General features: G+C 62.6%; 13 protein-coding genes. 8 read left to right on the top strand and 5 right to left on the bottom strand.

Annotation, left to right across the window (positions count from 1 at the left end):
- Positions 1 to 98 precede the first annotated feature (98 nt).
- On the bottom strand, positions 99 to 947 hold the full coding sequence (locus D0550_RS09750) for a class I SAM-dependent methyltransferase (RefSeq protein WP_116808959.1): 849 nt from the start codon (positions 945 to 947) through the stop codon (positions 99 to 101).
- Positions 948 to 1,306: 359 nt separating this feature from the next.
- A complete protein-coding gene (bla, locus tag D0550_RS09745) occupies positions 1,307 to 2,194 on the bottom strand; it encodes a subclass B3 metallo-beta-lactamase (protein ID WP_161965736.1) in 888 nt (295 codons plus the stop codon).
- Positions 2,195 to 2,329: 135 nt separating this feature from the next.
- Here bla and D0550_RS09740 point away from each other — a divergent pair, with 135 nt between their 5' ends.
- Together D0550_RS09740 and D0550_RS09735 are read left to right on the top strand one after the other, a co-directional pair.
- Entirely contained in the window at positions 2,330 to 3,520 is a 1,191-nt protein-coding gene (locus D0550_RS09740; protein ID WP_116808956.1) for an acyltransferase family protein, read from the top strand.
- A 194-nt stretch (positions 3,521 to 3,714) separates the two neighbouring features.
- A complete protein-coding gene (locus D0550_RS09735) occupies positions 3,715 to 5,820 on the top strand; it encodes a TonB-dependent receptor plug domain-containing protein (RefSeq protein ID WP_116808954.1) in 2,106 nt (701 codons plus the stop codon).
- A 48-nt stretch (positions 5,821 to 5,868) separates the two neighbouring features.
- Here D0550_RS09735 and D0550_RS09730 read toward each other — a convergent pair whose 3' ends face one another.
- Positions 5,869 to 6,495: a glutathione S-transferase family protein gene (locus D0550_RS09730; protein WP_116808952.1), complete on the bottom strand. Its 627-nt coding sequence runs from the start codon at positions 6,493 to 6,495 to the stop codon at positions 5,869 to 5,871.
- 59 nt (positions 6,496 to 6,554) lie between these two features.
- The gene (locus tag D0550_RS09725; RefSeq protein WP_206606179.1) at positions 6,555 to 7,346 is read right to left on the bottom strand and encodes a DUF2182 domain-containing protein; all 792 of its coding nucleotides are present in this window, start codon (positions 7,344 to 7,346) and stop codon (positions 6,555 to 6,557) included.
- Between the two features lie 89 nt (positions 7,347 to 7,435).
- Between D0550_RS09725 and D0550_RS09720 the strand changes: the two genes are divergently transcribed.
- The 3 genes from D0550_RS09720 (at position 7,436) to D0550_RS09710 (ending at position 10,198) form a co-directional block, all read left to right on the top strand.
- Positions 7,436 to 8,656 carry a helix-turn-helix domain-containing protein gene (locus D0550_RS09720; protein WP_116808950.1) on the top strand — a complete coding sequence of 407 codons (1,221 nt, stop codon included), beginning with the start codon at positions 7,436 to 7,438 and terminating at the stop codon, positions 8,654 to 8,656.
- A 9-nt stretch (positions 8,657 to 8,665) separates the two neighbouring features.
- Positions 8,666 to 9,310 carry a Vgb family protein gene (locus D0550_RS09715; protein ID WP_116808948.1) on the top strand — a complete coding sequence of 215 codons (645 nt, stop codon included), beginning with the start codon at positions 8,666 to 8,668 and terminating at the stop codon, positions 9,308 to 9,310.
- Between the two features lie 138 nt (positions 9,311 to 9,448).
- Positions 9,449 to 10,198 (top strand): response regulator, encoded by a 750-nt coding sequence (locus D0550_RS09710; protein ID WP_161965735.1) that lies wholly within the window; start codon positions 9,449 to 9,451, stop codon positions 10,196 to 10,198.
- 42 nt (positions 10,199 to 10,240) lie between these two features.
- Here the strand turns inward: D0550_RS09710 and D0550_RS09705 are convergent, their stop codons facing one another.
- Positions 10,241 to 10,633 (bottom strand): Hpt domain-containing protein, encoded by a 393-nt coding sequence (locus tag D0550_RS09705; protein WP_161965734.1) that lies wholly within the window; start codon positions 10,631 to 10,633, stop codon positions 10,241 to 10,243.
- Positions 10,634 to 10,716: 83 nt separating this feature from the next.
- Between D0550_RS09705 and D0550_RS09700 the strand changes: the two genes are divergently transcribed.
- The 3 genes from D0550_RS09700 to D0550_RS09690 all read left to right on the top strand — a co-directional run bounded on the left by D0550_RS09700 (position 10,717) and on the right by D0550_RS09690 (position 16,668).
- Positions 10,717 to 11,628 (top strand): response regulator, encoded by a 912-nt coding sequence (locus tag D0550_RS09700; RefSeq protein ID WP_116808944.1) that lies wholly within the window; start codon positions 10,717 to 10,719, stop codon positions 11,626 to 11,628.
- 42 nt (positions 11,629 to 11,670) lie between these two features.
- The gene (locus D0550_RS09695) at positions 11,671 to 13,533 is read left to right on the top strand and encodes a S8 family peptidase (protein ID WP_116808942.1); all 1,863 of its coding nucleotides are present in this window, start codon (positions 11,671 to 11,673) and stop codon (positions 13,531 to 13,533) included.
- Between the two features lie 90 nt (positions 13,534 to 13,623).
- A complete protein-coding gene (locus D0550_RS09690; protein WP_422664257.1) occupies positions 13,624 to 16,668 on the top strand; it encodes a two-component regulator propeller domain-containing protein in 3,045 nt (1,014 codons plus the stop codon).
- Positions 16,669 to 16,674 lie beyond the last annotated feature (6 nt).

Below are 16,674 nucleotides of genomic sequence, written 5' to 3'. Positions count from 1 at the left end.
GAAAACTAGCCCGCCGCAGGCCGAAGGAAAGCCAGTACAAGCCACAACCGCAGGGAATGAACTTTCCTTCCTGGCGCGGGTCGATATGGATTCGCTGACTATTTCCTCGATGCTGTCACCAGCCAGCACGCCATATCGAAGCGTGCAGCGCCCTTGCTGATATAGGGCTGAAATGCCGCGTTGACGACCTCTGTAACGCGCGCCCGCGTCGCCTCGTCCACTTCCTTCAATGCCAGGCCCACCGGCCCGAGCCGGGTCACATACGCCAGCAACTCGCTTTCAGCCACTGTGCCTTCCACATCCAATGGCTGAACATCGATGTCACTCCAGCCACCCGTTCGCAGGATGCGCCGAACTCGATCGCCGTCCGCGAACGCGAACTGGCCGGGTGCATTCGGATCGGGCGCCGGCATGTTTGATAGCAGCGGTTCGGCCGCACGCCTGGCCGTGGTCATGAAGGGGTTCTCCGCGGGACTTCTCCAGGCCACGAATGCCAACTTCGCGTCAGTGCGCACGGCGCGATAGAGATTGCTGAAGGCCGCTTCCGGATGATCGAAGAACATGACACCGAAACGTGAGATCACCGCATCGAAGCTCGCGGGATCGAACGCGTATGTCTGCGCATCCGCCTGCACGAACGTCGCCGTGCTGATTCCTGCCGACGCAGCACGACTCTTCGCAGCATCGAGCAAAGGCCCGGAGATATCGATGCCGACGCAGCTTCCGCTCGCGCCCAAACGGTCGGCCATCGCGAACGTCGTCGCACCGGAGCCGCAGCCCACGTCGAGCACACGACCGCCCTGCCCCGGAAACGCTGCATCGATCAGCGGTGCTGCGAATGGTGCGAGCATCCGATCGAGCACAGGTTGCATATCGACCCAGGTCCGCCCGGAAGCGTCGTTCCACAGTGCAACCTGGTCCTGATTGGCTACTCGAGCGTCGCTCATGGTTCCCCCGAGGCAAGTCTCAGATGCGAGGAACACACTGTACTAGGGCCTGTTAACACTCATTCGATGGGCTGCGACGAGCTATTGCGGTTCAGGGCTAGGCGCGACGACCGCCGTGTACTCTCCGTACATAAGGGAGGAGTAACGACGTCCTGAACCGCAATAGCTCGTCCCATAAAACAATATTCATTCATCAGAGGGTTGCGCCTCGAATCGCCTGCCGCTGCGTTACAAAGCTTGCCCGTATCGACATACGGGCTGCGCTTTGCGCCTTGCTGCAGGCGATTGGAGGCGCAACGCAGCCCATCCAATGAGTGTTAACAGGCCCTACCTCAAGTCGACTTGAGGTCAAGGAGAGATTACTTCTTGCCAGCCTGCTCGCTGGCCAGTCGCTTTTCGAGAATCTGCTGGGTTGTTGCGACGTAACGTTTGCAACTCGCTGGATCGATGAGTCTGGCGCGCTCACCTTTGCCGCCCTCATCGATGGCATTCCACATACCCGACAGCTGCGGATGCGCCGTGATGAGAATGTCGCAAGGCGCGGCCGCGATGGCCTCCATGCTCGAAGTCAGATCCTTCGCCGCCGTGGGGTAGCGCGGATCGCCGCTGTACTTGAACGAGCTATCCGCGACTGCGTTCAAGCTGTCGCTGTACATCAGGTTCAAGCAGCGGTCGGCTTCGCAAGACTGCCAACGCCAGGAGGTACCGCCAGGTGCGTGACCCGGTGTATGAATCACACTCAACTGCAACGAGCCAACTGCCACCGTTTGTCGCTGGCCCAAACTTGCAACGTTGCTTACGCCGGGAAATGGCAGCAAATGGTTCACCTGCGGATCGTCGGGCCCGACCTGCCCGCTACGTAACACCGGCGCCGCCTTGTCACTGGCGATCACCTTCGCACCGCTCAGCTGCTGCAACTCCGAGAGCCCTCCCGCATGATCGAAGTGCGCATGTGAATTCAGGATGACTTTCACATCGGTCATCTTGAAGCCCAGCTGCTCCACGTGCTTTGCAATCAATGGCGCCGACTGCGGCAAAGCGCCGTCGATCAGCACGTGCCCTTGCGGCGACGTGATCAATACCGAGCTCAAGCCGCGCGGCCCCACGTAATACGTGTTGCCATAAATTTGAAACGGAGCCTGCTGCTGATTCCAGGCTTCGCAGTACGAGCATTCGATCGCGGCAGCTTTTACCTGACCGGCCAGCGACAGCAACGTAACGACACCAAACATCCAACTGTGCGACATGTAATTTCTCCTTGGCCCGCAAGCATAGCGTCGAGGCGCGCGCAGATCCTGATCAATTGTGGCAACGCGTGAGTGTGCGCAGATCGCGACATCTGCGCACATCGCCGCCGCACTGTTAACCTCCCGCCCCTGCTGATGAAATCCCACCAAGCTCAATACGTCCCGGGACTGGACCTGCTGCGGTTTTTCGCCGCGTGCATCGTCATGGTGTTCCACCTGACCTTCTGGTCGTGGGCCTTTCCCGCTGGACAGGTTGCGCTCGCCTCGCAAGGCGTGGCGGATTTTCAGGATTGGGACACCTTCCAGGACACGTTCGCGCCGTTCGGCTGGGCCGGCGTGCAGATCTTTTTCGTGATCTCCGGTTTCGTCATCGTCGTCTCTGCCGAACGCAGCTCGGCGTTTCGATTCTTCGTCAGTCGCTTCACTCGACTCGCTCCCGCCGTCTGGATCTGCGCCACCATCGCGCTACTGGCCTGGCTGCTCGTGGACGCCGGCATGCGGCCGCTCTCGCTGCTCGGGATGTATCTGCGCAGTGTCACGTTCTTTCCTACCGGCGCGTGGATCGACAGCGTCTACTGGACGCTCGGTGTCGAGATTTGTTTCTACGCGCTGATGTTTGTGTTGCTGTTGATCGACCGGCAGCGCTGGATCAAGCCGCTCATGTGCGGCATCGGCCTGATCAGCACCTTGTTCTGGATCGGCTACACCCTGGCCGCGCAGGACAAGAACAGCGCCCTGTTCGAACTGTTCAGCGAGGTGCAGTGGTCGCGGCTCTCGCAATTGCTGCTGATCCAGCACGGAGTGTTCTTCGCCTTTGGCGTGGTGCTCTGGTCTCACCTGCTGAAGCAGCCTGCCCGAAGTCATCTCGCCTGGCTCGCGCTGTTCGCGGTCGGCGGCTGTCTGCAGATCGCCGGGGAGAGCCTGCTGAAGCTGGAGAAAACCGGCATGACATTCTCGCCGCTGACACCATGCGTAATCTGGCTGACGGCGATGCTGTTCTTCTGGATCGTCGTCGCCAACAACGCTCGCGTGCAGCAATTGCCGAGCTGGTGCCTGCAACTCCTGCGACGGCTCGGCCTGATGACGTATCCGCTCTATCTGCTCCACAGCGTGACCGGTGGTGCACTGCTGGGTGCGCTCGTCGAGGTGGGAATCCCTACAGAGCTGGCGCTGGCCAGCAGCGTGGTGTTCGTGATGGCGCTCAGCTGGTGGATCTCCAAGGTACCCGAGCCCGCGCTCCAGAAAGCGACGCGCGCGCTGTTCGAAGGAGTGCGAGCCCGCTGGCAAGGCGCACACAGTGCTGCTGGTGCGCGAGACACCGGCTGAAATCCGCCGATCCGTTCGCATAAATCGCTGACGCAAACAATCTTCCACGGCCCCACCGTGCGCCGCTTGATCCATGCAAGCGCAGCGTCGTTTCGCGTCCGAATCACATGATCCTCTCCGCGCCCGCCACCTAAAATTCTTGTTAAGAACCGCGGCTTCTGGCAGCCGCCATAACCACAAAGCAGTGGAATTTCATGCGGGATCGTCACCCTCTCGTCACGTCGCGTCGTATCCGCGGCGGATTCGTCGCTTGCATTCCCTTTGCAGCGGCCCTGGCTGCTGAGCCGCCTCCGACCAACGAACCCGAGGAGCCACCCATCGGGGGAGCACCCATCGCGGCCACACCGGCCAACCTCGGCGCCGGGGTGATTCGTTACGAAGCGAGCTTCTTCGCCGAATTCCAGCCGACCACGGCCCTGGACATAGTCAGGCGCGTGCCCGGCTTCACCTTCCAGCCGGGCGACACGACGGTGCGAGGCTTCGCCGGTGCGCTGGGCAACGTGCTGATCGATGGCCAGCGTCCAGCATCGAAAGCGGTGTTGCTGGAAGACGTGCTGCGGCGGATTCCGATATCCGCCGTCACCGCGATCGAAGTGATCCGCGGCGGCGCGCCCGGTATCAACATGCAAGGTCAATCGGTGGTTGCGAACGTCATCCGCCGCAGCGGCAACATGAGCACGCTCGCCGGCGAGCTCACCGGCCTGTTTGCGACCGAGCACGAGCCTGGCGTCGGGCTGCGCCTGGAATCGGCCAGTAACATCGACCGGCTCACGCTCAATGGCACGCTCAACTTCCGCGACGAACAGCAGTACGGCAGCTCCGGCAAAGGCGAGCTGACTCGTCGCGACGCCAATCGCGAGCTGTATTTGTCCAGTGGCTTCGAGACCGACTGGCGCCAACGGCAATACCAGGCGAACGGCCAGGCCGAATATCAGGGCGATGCCGGACTGCTGCGGATCAACCTCGGTGGCACCAGCTCGGACACCAAGCAGTACGACATTCTCACGCCCCGCTCCGGTGTCCCACAGACGTTCGATTGGCACATCACCACCGACATCAAACTGGATCAAGGTGAAGCCGGCGTCGATTACGAACATACCTTGAGCGATGCGCTCTCGGCGCGCGCGCTGCTGCTGCAGACGCTGGAACGCAAAATCATCTCCGCCGACTCGATCGACACGCTCAATCTGCAAAGGTCCGAAGACGAGGCGTTGCGCGGCGAGTCCATCCTGCGCAGCTCGGCGACCTATCGTGCCTCCTCGGCCGTCACGATCGAGACCGGGCTCGAGGGCGCATACAACTTCCTGGATGTCGATGCGCGCCTCAGTCGCAACGGCACGCCCGTGCCTCTGCCGGCCGCCAAGGTGAAGATCGAAGAGCGCCGCGGCGAGGCGTTCGTCGATTTTCGCTGGAAAGCCACGCCACGCCTGGCGAGCGACTTCGGCATGCGCTATGAAATGTCGACGATCAGCCAGTCCGGCGATCACGACGCCAAGCGCACGCTGAGCTATGCGAAGCCTCGCGTCATGGTGCGATTCGATATGAACAGCGATATCCAGCTGCGCGGCCGCGTCGAACGCACCGTCAGCCAACTGGAGTTCCGCGACTTCGCCTCACAGGCCTCGCTCGACGCCGGCATCATCAACGGCGGCAATGCCAACCTGAAACCTGAAAATGCGTGGGAGTTCGAAGGCACCATCGAAACGCGCTTCTGGGGCGCCGGCGCCCTGCTGCTGAGCTATATGCACTCGCTGGTCAGCGACGTGGTCGATCTGGTGCCGGTCGGCGATTTCGACGCCCCTGGCAATCTCGGCGACGGTACCCGCGACAAGATTTCGCTGGGTCTGTCGCTGCCCATGGAGCGGCTCGGCCTGTCCGGCACCCAGGTGCGCCTCAACAGCGACTGGAGCTGGTCGCAGGTCGAAGATCCAGTGACCTTTGAGTCGCGGCGCATTACCAAGCATTCCCCGCTCGGCGGCAACCTGCTCATCACCAAGGAATTTCCTGCGCTCAACTCGACGCTGTCGCTGGAAGACTCGTACAGCAAGCGCGAAACCTACTTCCGCATCGGCGAAGTTCGCACCGAGCATTGGGATCATTTCTTTCGGCTGTATTGGGACTGGACGCCGAGGTCCGATACTGTGATCCGCATGATGGTCAACAACTTCACCGGTCGCCCGAGGAGCCGGTGGCGCACTGTTTACGACGGCTCGCGCGCCAGCGGACAGATCCTGTATCACGAGGATCGTCACATCGATGCGCAGCGCTTCATACAGCTGCAGATCCGCAAAACGTTCTGACCAGCTGCAACTGATGAAATCGCGCAGTCCCACTGGCGTGGGACTGCCTCAGGCTGCGGCCACGCTCGCGAAGGCATCCTTGATTCGCAGAGCCGCTTTGGGACGCGCGTACATCCGCTGCATATAAGCGAGCAGCGTGGGACACGCATCGAGCAGCTCCACCTCGTTGCCCCAATCCAGCGTATAGGCAGTCACGAAATCGCCGACGCTGACTCGATCGCCGATCAGGAACTCCCTGCCCTGCATGTGCTGCTCCAGCACGGCGGCCATGCTCCGAAATTCGTCCTTGGCGAGCTCGATGTCCGCGGGCAGACGTTGGTGCTCGGGATAAAGGAACAAGTGCCGCGCGATGCGCCACAACGGCTGCTCCAGCTCGGTGACGGCGAACAGCATCCAACGATTGAGCTGCGCGCGCTGCTTGAGGTCGGTCGGCAGCAAGCCCTTGTGCGAATATTTCTCGGCCAGATAGAGCACGATGGCGACCGACTCGGTCAGCACGAAATCACCGTCGACCAAGGTGGGCACTTTGCCCGCCGGATTGAGCGCCAGATACTCCGGCGTCTGTCCGGCGCCTTCCATCAGCCGGATCGAGACGGACTCGAACGGGACCTCCAGCTCCTGCAGGGCCCAGCGGGCACGAATCGAGCGGGTCGGTGCGAACTCGTATAGCTTCATAGCGCCTCTCCAGAAGAATCCTTCTCAAAGACGAACCAGCCCCGCCGAAACCGACACAGTCAGCCGAAACCGCCAGCCCGCACAATGACCAGCGCGCCGGTCAATATCAGCAGGATGCCGATGACTCGCGCGATACGCCGCCCCGCGGGCGCGAGCCGCTCCAGTGTAATCGCCGCTGTCACGAGTGCCATTGCCCGCAAATCCATGACGCCGACGACCAGCAATATTGCGGTCAGGCCTGCACAGCAGTGCGTGCAATGCATGCCCAATCGCATGCCGTGGCCCCAGGCCACCCTGGCACCGGGCCGCAAAGATTCGCTGCCTACTGGCGCACGACGACAGCACTCGAGATGACGAGTCTTCCAAGCCGTAAGTTGCAAAGCGCCCGCGATCATGACGATCGCACCGACCGCGACGGGAACGCTGCGCGCCAATGCCGGCACCTGCATTTCCAAGGTTGCCAGCAGCACGCCGACGGGAAACGCCACGACGCCCAACAGCGTCCACACGAAGAAATATCCGGCCCCCACCAGGACAGTCCGTCCGCCCAATCCCACATCGCCGGGCCGGCCGACGGCACGTCGATATCGGCGCAACATGGACACCAGCGATGGCAGCATCATGGCAATCATCATCACCAGCCACATACCGACGAACGACGCGCCCGCCTGGATCCAGGTCTGTCCCGGCATCCGCATCCAGGCCATGGACATGGTCCAGCCGCCGGGCATCGCCATTCCGCCCATCGCCGACATGGACGCGCACCAGAGCACGGTGACCGTCACACTGGCTGCGAACAGCAGCGCTGAAACCGCATAAAAGGCCGACTCGGAGCTCGCGGCTCGCGTCATTGCTGCACTCTCCATTGGTATGCTTTGCCGCTGGGCAGACTAAGCACCCGGCCGAGTGCGGTGGGAGTGACAAATTTGGCGGGATTCAGATGGATTCGATGATCACCGCCGCCGCGCGGGCGCTGGCGGCGGGCGATCCACTGGGTGCATTGAGACGCGTTGCTCTGCGTGAGGATGCGCCTGCCCTGGCACTGCGAGGCATCGCCATGGCGCAGCTGGGAGATTTCGTCAGAGCGAAGGCGCTGGTACGCAGCGCGGCGCGTGCCTTTGGGCCGAAAGAAGCCCTCGCCCGAGCTCGATGTGCGGTCGCTGAAGCCGAAATTGCGCTCGCCTCGCGCGACCTGCACTGGCCACAGAAGGCACTCGATACTGCTCGCGTGACGCTCGAACGCCACGGCGATACTGCCAACGCCGCGCTGGCCCGATATCTCGAAATCCGACGTCTGCTGCTGATCGGACGCGTCGATGCAGCCGAGCAACTGCTCGCTGAGCTGAACTTTGCGTCCATGCCGCCGGCATTGCGCGCGGCTCACGAATTGATCATCGCGGGCATCGCCATGAGACGCGTCAATCCGAAAGCAGCCCGCGCCGCGCTCGCTCGCGCCGAACGTGCCGCTCGCGATGCGAGGATTCCGGCGTTGAGCGCCGAGGTCGAGAATGCGTCACAGGTTTTGAATGCACCAGCCGCGCGATTGATTGCGCGTGGCGCGACGCGACCGCTACTGCTCGATGAAGTTGCCACGCTCTTCGATTCGAAGGCACTCGTCGTGGACGCGTGCCGTCATGTGATTCGTCATAGGAGCTCGACGGTTTCGCTCGCGACCCGTCCGGTGCTTTTCACATTGGCCCGCGCATTGGCCGAAGCGTGGCCGGAAGACGTTCCGCGTGGCACGCTCGTTACGCGAGCGTTCCGAGCAAAGGTCGCCGACGAGTCGCATCGTGCGAGGTTGCGAGTCGAGATGGGACGTCTGCGCGCTCAGCTTCGATCATTTGCAGACGTCAGTGCGACGGTACGCGGTTTTTCATTAGCTCCGCGCACTGCGCGTGAAGTCGTCGTATTGGCGCGTCCTGTTGAAGAGGAATATGCGTCGGTGCTGGCGCTGCTCTCCGACGGCGAATCCTGGTCCAGCTCCGCGCTCGCGCTGGGTCTCGGCGCCAGTCAGCGCACCGTTCAGCGCGCGCTCGATTCGCTGGCCGAGAGCGGCAAAGTGCAATCGATCGGCCGCGGGCGGGCCCGTCGCTGGCTGACACCACCGCTGCCCGGATTCGCGACGACCTTGTTACTCCCTGCTCCGCTGCCTAACGACTAACCTGCCGCCATGAAACGCACCAAAGCCAACATCGTTCGTGAATATGGTCCCTTCCCGGGTGTCGAGGGCGTGCATGGAGTCACCTATGACGGCCAGCAAGTCTGGTTCGCCTCGGGCGACAAATTGAATGCACTGGATCCTGCGAGCGGCAAGACCGTGCGCTCGCTCGAGGTCGCCGCGCATGCCGGCACGGCTTTCGACGGCAAACATCTGTTTCAGATTGCCGAGAATCGGATCCAGAAAGTCGATCCTCACACCGGCCGGGTGCTCGCCACCCTGCCCGCCCCCGGCAATGGCGGCGATTCCGGGCTCGCCTGGGCCGAAGGCACCCTGTGGGTCGGTCATTATCAGGAGCGGAAGATTTATCAAGTCGACCCCGACAACGGGGCAGTCCTGCGCACCATCGAGTCGAATCGTTTCGTCACCGGAGTCACCTGGGTCGAGGGCGAGCTGTGGCACGCCACCTGGGAAGGTGACGAAAGCGAGTTGCGTCGCCTCGATCCGCGCAGTGGCCAGGTGCTCGAAACTATCGAGATGCCCCCGGGCGCCGGCATCTCGGGGCTCGAATCCGATGGCGCGGATCAATTCTTCTGTGGCGGCGGGCGCAGCGGCAAAGTGCGCGCCGTCCGCCGTCCGAAGCGCGACGCGGCCTGAGCTGACGCTCCAAGTCGCTGCGCGCGTCACGCAGCGACTTTCGTCACCAATATGGCGCAGAAAAAAACCAGCCTTCACCCTGGCGCTCGCAGAATTCAGCGCACCCCGCTGATTCGCTGCGGAAGAAGACACAGAGCCATGGTGATGCTCGAACTGCTTCGTGTTCAGGCCCAGACGCAGGCCCAACTGCTGACCAACTGCGTGACCGCTCTGGCGCGCGATCCTCTGTCTGCCGATCAACTCAACGCGTGCGCGTCGGCTGCGCGCTCTTTCGAAGCGACTGCGCACATGGTCGGCCTCGAAGCGGGCGCCGAGCTCGCGCGCTCAATGGAAGAATGCCTGGCAGCCGTCCGCCGCGGCGATATCGAGCTACAGCAGCAGCTCATTGGAATGATGTTACAAGCCGTCGACCTGCTCGACTCGATGGCGAAGCTGCCGCGCTCGACCCCTATAGCGCAACCCGCTCCACCGACGACGGATACGCATGAGGTCCGCTCGGAACGCGGCAAATCCAAGCTCGTCGTGCTCGTTGCCGACGACTGCATGGAGATTCGAGAGCTGGAGCGAAAGCTGCTGCGCTTCCGTGGCTACGACGTCGTGACCGCGGCTGATGGCTTGGAAGCCTGGTACGCAGTGCTCAGTGGCAACATCGATCTCGTGCTCACGGATGTCGACATGCCGCTGCTGGATGGCATTCAGCTGATCCGCCGCATCCGCAGGGATCCGCGCTTCAAACAACTGCCGGTGCTGCTCGCCTGCGACAAAGACGATGTTCAGCAACGTTGGCGCGGCTTCGATGCGGGCGCGACTTACTACGTCATCAAGGGCACCTTCCATGACACGCTCGTGGAAGCCGTGGCCACTCGCATCGGGCCGACAGAATTTTGACGCCGCGGGCCGCGCCGGAATCTGCGCCAAATTGACGCAGACTCACGGGTCGAGTGTGCCGCCGGCCGCGAACAAACACTGAGCCGCCGCCGCGCGAAACTTCGCCAGCTCATCTTCGAGTTCGCGCGCGGCCTGCTCAACCTGAATGGACGAACCATGTAAATGTGACTGTATGTGAGCTGCGAGCGCCGCCACGCGATTGGCGCCGAGCATCGCCGCGCTGCCTTTCAACGTGTGCATGGTCTCGATGCGCGCGGCGGTGTCTTGACTGGCCAACTCGCGAATGAAAGTGGCAGCATTGTCGAAGAATTTGCGGTAGACCGTGGCAACTGCGGCTGGCGCAACCAGGGTCTCGAGCAGATCCTGAAACGCGAGTGCATCGAGCACCTCGTGCGAAGGTCCGGTCCCTGGCCAAGCGTCTGTGGAATGTGACATATGTAACTGGTGACAGTCGCGGGTCAGGATAGGGTACATTGCACGCAGCCCATGTGTGGGCAGTACACGTAACGAGACCACGGATGAAATCGCAGTCCGTCAGCACGCGTACCAATGACGATGTGGCTAAGGGCCGCGTCCTCATCATAGACAACGATTCCTCGATGGTGCTGTGGGTCCATTCGGTGCTGCAGACCGAAGGCTATGACTGCCGCACGGCCCTCGGCGGCGAGGAAGCACTCGCCATCCTGCGCACGACACCCGACATCCTGGTCGCCATCAGCGATATTCACATGCCGGGCATGGATGGCATCAGCCTGCTCAAGAGCCTCGGCTCGCTGACCGGCGCTGCCTCGCTGCCTCGCTTCATCTTTCTCACCGCGTACCCCGAGGTGGACTTCGCAATCCAGGCGCTGCGCCTCGGCGCGGTCGACTTCCTGGTCAAGCCAGTCCGTCCACAAGAACTGTTAAATGCGGTACGCAGCGCAGTCGAGCGCGCGGACCGCAACCGCGTTGCAATGCAGTTGACCGATCAGGCCGCGCTCCTGGCGCAGCAAGCAGAGGCTTTGGCCGCGGCACTCAATACTTGGAAACATCCCCTCCCCGAAACAATCGCGCCACCCGTCGAGGTCAATCGCTGCGACCTCGCGACGCTCAGTCTCGATCATTTGCGTCGACCGCGCGAGGCGCTCGCACCGCTCGGCGAGCTGGACGACGTCGCGTGGGACCTGTTGCTCGAACTACTGCGCGCGGACAAAACCGCGCAACGCCTCTCCGTCTCAGCGCTCAGCATTTCGGTTCCACACATCTCACCGACCACCGCCTTGCGTCGTATCCGAGAGCTGGTCAAGGCTGGACACATCCTGCGGAATCCCGACCCGATGGACGCGCGCCGTGATTTCGTCGCACTCGCGACCGAGTGCCGCACAGCGCTGGAACATTATTTGGAACAAGTAGCAAAAGAGCTTGCGGCCGCGGTTACACCGCGCACGTAGCGATTGCGCGAAATCACCACCGACATAAGAACGGAGGACGCAATGGGGAAGATCGTTCGGCGCAAGCGCTGGCTGCTCGCAGCTGGCGCGCTCGGTGCTGCTCTCACTTTGTTTGTACTGGCGCCGCGGGAGCCTGCGGCAGTAACGCCGGCCGCCGCTGTGTCTCGGGTATCCGAGACTTCGCCGCCCACCTCACAGTCCACGCCCTTGGCACAGTCGGCGAACGCGCCTCGGGAGCAAAAAGCTGCCATCGGCGTTCGCCAGCGCTACATCGTTCAAGCATCCAGCGCGGAGCTAGCTCGCAGTGCTGTCGTGCGCGCAGGCGGCGTCATCACGGGTGATCTCACAATCATCCGTGCAGTCGGCGCCGAGATGGACGAACGCGAGCTCGGCGCACTGTGGAGCGAGCCAGTCGCAGGCCTGCGCGTGTATGACGACGCCTCGGTCACCTCGAGCAGCACCACCTCGCCGCTCCCTGAAACCTATTATCCAACCCAGGTTGGCGCGAGCCCGCTGCACACCGGAGGGATCACCGGGCGCGGCGTCACAGTCGCGGTGCTCGACACCGGCGTGTGGCAAGAGAAAGGTCCGCTGCAAACCTCCTCGTCGGGGCGTAACCCCCGCGTTCTGGCGCAGTACGATGTGATCCTTGCGCGCGAGAACCCCAGCGCGTACCCGCTGCTGTCGCTAAACAAATACAGCCGCGACATCGACGACCACAATGGTCACGGCACGCACATCTCGTCGATCATCGCCAGCAGCGGCATCGCTTCGACGGGTCGCTATCAAGGCGTCGCGCCGGGCGTGAACCTGGTTTCCGTGCGCGTGCTCGATAGCAATGGCGCGGGCCGTTACTTCGATGTCATCGCCGGCATTCAATGGGCCATGAACCAGCGGCTCACCTATGGCATCCGTGTTCTCAACCTGTCGTTGAGCGCACCGGTCAATTCGCACTACTGGGATGATCCGCTCAATCAGGCCGTGATGGCGGCTTGGGGTGCGGGCCTCGTCGTGGTCGTCGCTGCGGGCAACGCCGGGCCTGCCCCCATGACGATCGGCGTTCCGGCCAACAATCCGTATGTCATCTCCGTGGGCGCGGTCACCGACAACTATCACCCATTCGAACCGAGCCAATACAAGCTTGCGACGTTCTCTTCTGCAGGCCCGACGTACGAGGGTTTCGTGAAACCTGAAGTCGTGGCCATGGGTGGTCACATTCGCGCGTATGCACCGGATGTCGGCACACTCGCGCAGCGGTTTCCGCAGTGGCTGGACACGCGTTACCCGGACCTGACCATGTCAGGCACGTCACAGGCCGCGGCGGTCACGAGCGGCGTGGTCGCGCTGATGCTCGAAGCCAATTCGCTGCTCTCGCCGAACAACGTGAAATGCCGCCTGATGGACGGCGCGCGCCCGGCAGTGAGATCCGACGGACATCTCGCCTACTCCGTGTTCCAGCAAGGCGCGGGCTTGGTGAATGCGCAAGACGCGCTGTACAGCACCGCATCGAACTGCGCGAACCAGGGCCTGAATGTCGCCGCGGATCTCGCCGGCCTGCAGCACTACGGCGGACGCGCCAACCAGGATGCCAACGGCAACTTCTACATCATGCAAGTCGAGAACCCGCCTGGGCTGCTCACGTCGTTGTTGAGCCCGCTCGGCAGCCTGCCGTTGCTCGGGCAACTGCTGGTCGGCCTCGCCTCCACGCTCGATGGACTGTTGTGGGACGGCGGCGCGCCGAGCGATGACGGCGTGACCTGGAGCGGCGGTTACACCTGGAGCAATGGCTTTACCTGGAGCAACGGCTACACGTGGAGCAACGGCTATACCTGGAGTAACGGTTACACCTGGAGCAATAGCTCCGTGCCGAACAGCTCCGGCATCGAGCCCGCGCCTCAGGAATGACCCATCGTGCGCCACCAATGGGTGTCCGCTCTCCTCGCCTGCGCGACGTTGACTGCGCAGGCGACAACGCCTGTGCCCGAAGTGCGTCCCATGTACTTCGAGCACCTCACCATGCGCGACGGCCTGTCGCAAAGCACGGTGATGAGCATCCTGCAGGACTCGCAAGGCTTTCTGTGGCTGGCGACCGAGAGCGGGCTCGATCGTTATGACGGCCACTCGATTCGTGAATACCGGCGCGAGCGCGGCAATGAGAACGGGCTGGCAAGCGACTACGTTTGGAAGATTGCGGAAGACGCGCGCGGCGACCTGTGGCTCGCGACGATGGGTGGCGGTGTTGCGCGCTGGGATCGACGTAACGATCGCTTCCAGCAGTTCCGACACGATCCATCCAATCCCAACTCTCTCGCGAGCGACGCGATCCGGACGTTGCACATCGACGCCAAAGGTCAGGTTTGGGCCGCGACCGAACGCCACGGGCTCGACATACTCGATCCGCAAACCGGACACGCGCGGCACTTCCATCACATAGAGGGCAATCCGAGGTCGCTCGCCGCAGAGGCCGTGTTCGCGCTTTACACGGATCGCGCCGGGCGGCTTTGGGTGGGTACCGATAAGGGACTGGGCCGTTATGAAGCCAGCAGCGATGACTTCAACAACGACGTCGCCGAGGCTGGCGCACTCGCTGGTGCACGGGTGCGCGCCATCACCGAAGATCACGCAGGCGCGCTTTGGATCGGCACATTCGACACCGGCTTGTATCGTCTCGATCCTCAGACCAGAAAAGTAACTTCGTTCCGTTACGACGCCAGCAACCCACGCTCGCTCAGCAACGATCGCGTGCGGGCCATCATGGAAGACGATGCGAAGCGTCTTTGGATAGCCACCTCGGACGGACTCAACCTGTTCGATCGCACGTCAAAGAGTTTCGTGCGCTACGGTCCTGACGTGGACAACCCACACAGCCTGCGCGATGACGATGTGATGTCGTTGTATCAGGATCGCAGTGGCGTCGTCTGGGTTGGCACCCGCGCCGGCGGCGCCAGTCACTGGAGTCCGCAGAGCTGGTCATTCGGCCATTACCGAAGCCCTCTCTTCGCCAACACCGCCGTGAACTCCTTCGCGGACGATGGCGAGGGCACGGTGTGGGTGGGAACATCGGGCGGACTGGTCGAAATCGACACCCGCAACCGAAGTGAGCAACGCCTCACGGGCGAGTCGCCCGTGCCGCTGCGCCTCGCGGACAACAGCGTGATGGCATTGCTTTACGACCGCGCCGGCTCGTTGTGGATCGGCACGATGAGCGGCGGTCTTGCGCGCATGGATCCTCAGCGGCGCTCGCTGCGCTTCTATCGCAACGATGCAAATGACCCAACCACGCTGCCTGCCGACGGCGTCATGTGCTTGTACGAAGACCGCGCCGGCGATGTATGGGTTGGAACGTTCGGTGGCGGTGTCGTACGCATCGACCGCGAAACCGGACAACTGAATCGCTATCCCCACAGTACCAATGGCAACGCGCTGAGCAGCCCGCGCGCCAGCGCCATCGTAGAGGACCGGCAAGGCAACCTTTGGATTGGCACGATCGGCGGCGGCTTGAACCTGCTCGAACGCGCCACCGGTCGCTTCCATGCATTCCGCCGCAACGATCGCGACCCCAGCAGCCTGAGTGACGACACCGTCTACGCACTGCATGTGGATCCCACTGGCAACGTATGGGTCGGTACCGCCGGCGGCGGCCTTGACCGCATCGTCGGCAGCTCGGATCAGCCACAGGCGATTCGGTTCCAAAGCGACAAGCGACTCGCCAACATGCCGAGCCAGGTGGTGTACGGCATCGAGTCGGACTATCAAGGCAGTTTATGGCTGAGCACGAACAACGGCCTCGCGCGACTCGATCCGCGCGAGGGCGCGAGCCGTCTGCTGCGTGAGCCGCACGGCTTGCAGGCCGACGAGTTCAACTTCAACGCGCACTACCGTGGCCGCGATGGCACGCTGTACTTCGGCGGCAATCATGGCTTCAATGCATTCCAGCCCGATATTTCCTCGTCGAACGCGCCACCGCCGCGCCTGGCACTTACATCAGTCGCAATCCTCAACCAACAGCTGCCGTTGCCGCAGCTACCCTCGGTGGATCGACCGCTCGCGCTCGCGCACGACGACAAGCTCGTAACGTTCGAGTTCGCGGCATTGGACTTCATCTCGCCCGCCAACAATCGATACAGGTATCGGCTCGAAGGCTTCGATGCGAATTGGGTCGAGGCTGGCCGGCTACATCGCGCGACTTATACCAATCTGGATGCGGGCCACTACGTGTTCCGAGTCCGCGCCGCCAATGCAGACGGTATCTGGAGCACAGAGGATCTGACGATTCCCGTGCATGTCGCAGCGGCGCCCTGGAACACACTGGCCGCGCGGCTGACCTATGTGGCAGCCGCTCTGTTGGTCATCGCATTCTTCTGGCAGCTGCATCGGAGAAAGCGCCAGCGTGAGCTCGATTACAACCGCGAACTGGAACAGGTCGTGAGCATCCGCACGCGCGAACTGGAAGAGCGCAACCATCAGCTGCAGGAAGCGAGCCGTGCGAAGAGCGATTTCGTCGCACGCATGAATCACGAGCTGCGCACACCAATGAATGGCGTGCTCGGCATGAGCGAGCTGCTGCTCGACACGCACCTCGACGCGGTCCAGCGACGCTTCGCCGAAGGCATTCATCGCTCCGCGGACTCGCTGCTTGCAGTCGTGGACGATGTGCTCGACTTCTCGAAGCTCGAAGCTGCGCGCCTGCAACTCGCGCCCGTGGAGTGCGATCTCGTCGAGCTGGTCGAGGAAACCGCAGAGATGCTCGCGGCGCGCGCATCGGGAAAGAACATCGAGCTGATTTGCGACTCCCCTGCTCGCCCGATGCCTCGCGTTCGTGCGGACGTCGTTCGCCTTCGACAAGTGCTCGTCAATCTCGGCGGCAACGCCGTGAAGTTCACCGAGCAAGGTGAAGTGATATTGCGCGTGACGCCGCTCGAGATCGAGGGCGATGAGCTCCGCGTGCGACTCGACGTGACGGACACCGGCATCGGCATTGAACCCGTGAATCAGTCGCGGATCTTCGATGAGTTCGTGCAGGAAGNTATACACATCTGACGCTGC

The sequence above is a fragment of the Steroidobacter cummioxidans genome (genome assembly GCF_003104955.1).
This window is presented reverse-complemented; position numbering and strand designations above follow the sequence as displayed.